General features: G+C 71.0%; 5 protein-coding genes. 3 read left to right on the forward strand and 2 right to left on the reverse strand.

Annotation, left to right across the window (positions count from 1 at the left end; translation table 11 throughout):
• Positions 1–288: hypothetical protein (locus tag ACTIR_RS26480; RefSeq protein WP_199285589.1), on the reverse strand; the 288-nt coding region annotated here is incomplete at its 3' end.
• Between the two features lie 626 nt (positions 289–914).
• Between ACTIR_RS26480 and ACTIR_RS0109315 the strand changes: the two genes are divergently transcribed.
• The 3 genes from ACTIR_RS0109315 to ACTIR_RS0109325 are packed head-to-tail and all read left to right on the forward strand — an operon-like array spanning position 915 to position 3342.
• Positions 915–2078 carry a type III PLP-dependent enzyme gene (locus ACTIR_RS0109315; protein ID WP_026454061.1) on the forward strand — a complete coding sequence of 388 codons (1164 nt, stop codon included), beginning with the start codon at positions 915–917 and terminating at the stop codon, positions 2076–2078.
• Entirely contained in the window at positions 2078–2467 is a 390-nt protein-coding gene (speD, locus tag ACTIR_RS0109320) for an adenosylmethionine decarboxylase (protein ID WP_026454062.1), read from the forward strand. Before ACTIR_RS0109315 ends, speD begins: the two co-directional genes overlap by 1 nt.
• Positions 2467–3342, forward strand: a complete 876-nt coding sequence (locus ACTIR_RS0109325) for a spermidine synthase (protein WP_026454063.1) — start codon at positions 2467–2469, stop codon at positions 3340–3342. Before speD ends, ACTIR_RS0109325 begins: the two co-directional genes overlap by 1 nt.
• Here ACTIR_RS0109325 and ACTIR_RS0109330 read toward each other — a convergent pair.
• Positions 3308–3658 (reverse strand): DUF3817 domain-containing protein, encoded by a 351-nt coding sequence (locus tag ACTIR_RS0109330; protein WP_007024744.1) that lies wholly within the window; start codon positions 3656–3658, stop codon positions 3308–3310. The genes ACTIR_RS0109325 and ACTIR_RS0109330 overlap by 35 nt on opposite strands.
• Positions 3659–3839 lie beyond the last annotated feature (181 nt).

Below are 3839 nucleotides of genomic sequence, written 5' to 3' on the forward strand. Positions count from 1 at the left end.
GTCGACGCCGTCGCCCGCGGTGAGGGCCTCGGCGGTGCGCGTCCGTTCCCGCTGCAGGGCGTCGAGCAGGGAGCGGACGTGGACGCCCGTCTCGGCGAGCCGGTCCTGGCGGTCGGCGCGGTCGGCGTGCGCGATGCGGTCGACCAGCGTGACCCCGCCGAGCACCAGCGCGATGAGGATCGGGATGAGCGTGACGGCCCCGAGCTTGACCGGAAGACTCCAGTCGCGCCACCGCAGCACCGCGCGCCACCGGGACCGGGGCGGTTCCTCCCCGAGGAGCCGCCCCACGGGCACTCGGCCATCCGACGCAACCTTCACGAAGGTGACTCCTCCTCCGGTCTGCCCGCCACGGTCGATGCCTCCGGCCGGGTGCCGGTGCCGTCGAGCCGCGGTGTCCTCACGTCCCGCTCTCGCACCGAATCGTCGTCCCCGACGGGCACGTCGGGCGTCGTGCGACCCGGGGGCGCGCCGACCGGCCGTCGCCCACGAGCCGGTGTCACCGCGCACTCCGTCAGGGGGACTCGGTCAGGGTGGACAGAGCCTACACCAATCGGACGCGTGTCGAGATTCCTCGACACGGGGCACCTGACCTGCGACGACACGATCGTTGCTGATCATCGTCCCGGTACGGCGGCGGATCGGGGGGCACGGACGCCGGTCCGATTACGACACTCGTCCGGCGAAACGGGTCAAGCCTCACCCACATAGAGCAACCTCCGCGCACCGGGTCACCTACCCGGGGCACGGTGGGGGGTTCGCGGGTGACACGGGCCGGACGAACTATGCACGATCTTGTGGCAACCTCCCGCCCGGCATTCCCGGGCCGGGTGGCGGGCGACCACCGTCCGCGCTCGCCGACCGGGGCGGGTTCCTCCGGCGGCCGCGTCCGACGGCACCGACCTACCCTCGCACGGGTGGAGACAACGGTTGACCGGATTCGCGATTTCCTGACCACCCAGCAACCGCCGACCCCGTGCCTGGTCGTCGACGTCGACGCCGTACTCGCCCGGTACCGGTCGATGGCCGCGGCGTTCGCCCCGGGCCGGGTGCAGTACGCCGTGAAGGCCAATCCCGAGCCCGCCGTGGTGCGCGCGCTCGTGCGGGAGGGAGCGGCGTTCGACGTGGCCAGTCCCGCCGAGATCGACCTGTGCCTGCGGGAGGGCGCACGGCCGGACACACTGTCCTACGGCAACACCGTCAAGAAGCCGGCCGACATCGCGCGGGCGCACGCGCACGGTGTCACCGAATTCACCTTCGACGCCCGGGGTGATCTCGACAACATCGCGCGGAACGCGCCCGGGGCGGAGGTGTCGGTGCGGATCCTCGTCGACGGCGGGCCCGACTCGGTCACCCCGTTCGGGCACAAGTTCGGCGTCCACCCCGACCACGCCGCGGAACTGCTGGTCGCCGCGGCCTCGGCGGGACTGAGACCCGTGGGGGTAAGCTTTCACGTCGGCTCACAACAGCTGGACCCGAACGCGTGGGACGTCGCGATCTCCTCGGCCGCCAAGGTGTTCACCTCGGCGGCCGAGCGCGGTGTCCGGCTCCGGCGGCTGAACGTGGGCGGGGGCTTCGGCGTCGCGTACACCGGCCCCGCGCCGTCGGTGGAGTCCTACGCCGCCGACGTCCGGGAGGCGTTGGCCACACACTTCCCGGACACACAACCCGAACTGGTCGTCGAACCCGGTCGTGCCGTCGTGGCGGAGGCCGGACTGATCCGCTCCGAGGTGGTGCTGGTGTCCCGCAAGGCCGATGCGGACCCACATCGGTGGGTATACCTCGACATCGGCCGGTACAACGGGCTGGCCGAGACCGAGAACGAGGCGATCGCCTACCGGTTCGACGTCGTGGGCGAGCACTCCGACGCGGACGGCCCTGTGATCATCGCCGGACCCACGTGCGATGGTGACGACGTGCTCTACCAGCGAACGCCATACCGGCTGCCGCTGTCGCTGCGACAGGGCGACCGGATCGACATACTCGCGACGGGCGCGTACACGGCAAGTTACTCGTCGGTCGCGTTCAACGGAATAGAGCCATTGCGTACGTACTGCATTTCTGAAGGGAGGCTGATCTAGTGCCGAGTGAGTTCGTTCCGGTCGGCGTGTTCTCCGGCAAGCACGTCCTCGCCGAGTTGGAGGACATCGAGCCGCAGCTGCTCGACGACGAGACTTTCCTGCGCAGCACCTTGGCGAACACGCTGACCGACGCCGGCGCGACGGTGTGCGAAGTCATCGCCCACCGCTTCGAGCCGCAAGGCGTGACCGTCCTGGCGATGCTCGCCGAGTCCCATGCGTCGGTTCACACCTACCCCGAGATCGGCGCGGTGTTCGTCGACGTGTTCACCTGCGGCGAACGGGCCGATCCGGAACGTGCCGTGACCCTGCTGGCCGACGCGCTCGGCACCGGGTCGGTGTCCATGTCGACGTTCCACCGTGGCCGTCAGCCCGCGGAGGCGGGGACCTGATGGCGGCCCGGATCGTCGAACCGTACGGGGAAGGCATGACCCGCGTGTGGGACGTCGACGGGATCGTCCTGGACACGCACACCGACTACCAGCACGTCCTGATCGGGCGCACCGCGCAGGGGCTCACGCTGTTCTGCGACGACGAACGACAGAGCACCGAGGCCAGCCAGCTCGTCTACCACGAGGCCCTGATGGTGCCGCCGATGCTGCTCGCCGACACGGTGCGCTCCGTGCTCGTCATCGGGTCCAGCGAAGGGGTCGTCTGCCAGATGGCCGTGCAGCAGGGCGCCGACCTGGTCGATCACGTGGACATCGACGAGGCCGCCGTGCGGGCCTGCGCCGAGCACCTCCCGTACGGCTACACACCCGCCGAGCTGGCGGAGGCCGAACGCGGCACGGGCCCGGTGCGGATGCACTACACCGACGGCTGGAACTTCCTCTCGGGCACCCACGAGCGCTACGACGTGATCGTGATCGACCTGCCCGACGAGAACCTCGACCCGGACGCCCAGCACAACCGGCTGTACGGCGCGGACTTCCTGCGCCGCTGCGCGGAGCGGCTGAAACCGGGCGGGGTCGTCACCGCGCAGGGCGGATGCCCGACGCTGTGGCGCAACGACACGCTGATCACGGCGTGGGACCGGTTCACCGGCCTGTTCGGCACCGCCGTCTACTACGGCTCCGACGAGCACGAGTGGGCGTTCCTGTCCGGCAGGCCCGACCGGATCGAGGACCCGGTCGGAACCATGATCGACAGGTTGCCCGGGGCGGGGTACCGACCGGTGTCGATCGACGCGGACGCGCTCCGCGGCGGCACGGTGCCGCCGCACTCGGTGCGCGTCAGACTCTCCGCCCGGCCCGGACACGCCGGGTAACGGCCCGTTCCGCGACGAAGGAGAGCAGGGGCACGCACCCGGCGAGCAGCACACCGAGCGTGCCCCTGACCGTCCACCGCGCCTTGAGCGCGAGGTCGACGGCCACCACGAGGTAGACCATGTAGATCACCCCGTGGATGGGCGAGTAGACCGCGGAGGGCTCCTCCATCCCGAAGCCGTAGCGCAGCACCATCACCACGACGAGGCCGAGCAGGCCGAGGCCGGTGACGAAGGCGGCGACCCGGAAGCGCTGCAGCGGCCCGTGCAGGTCCGTGGCCGGGGTCGCCGCCGTCGTCGGGTTCTCCGTGCTCACCATCGTCAGTTCCTCTCCTGCTCGCGGGCGTTGAGCTCGGCCAGGTACCGGTTGTACTCGGCGAGCGCGTCGTCGGTGGCCGTGTCCGGATCGCCTGCCGTGTCCCGGTCGGAGTCCGGGGACCGGGCCGCGGTGCGGGCGGCGGTCGCCGGCCGGGTGGGGGCACCACCGCGGGTCGCACCGC

The organism is Saccharomonospora iraqiensis subsp. iraqiensis (assembly GCF_000430445.1).
GTDB lineage: Bacteria > Actinomycetota > Actinomycetes > Mycobacteriales > Pseudonocardiaceae > Saccharomonospora > Saccharomonospora iraqiensis.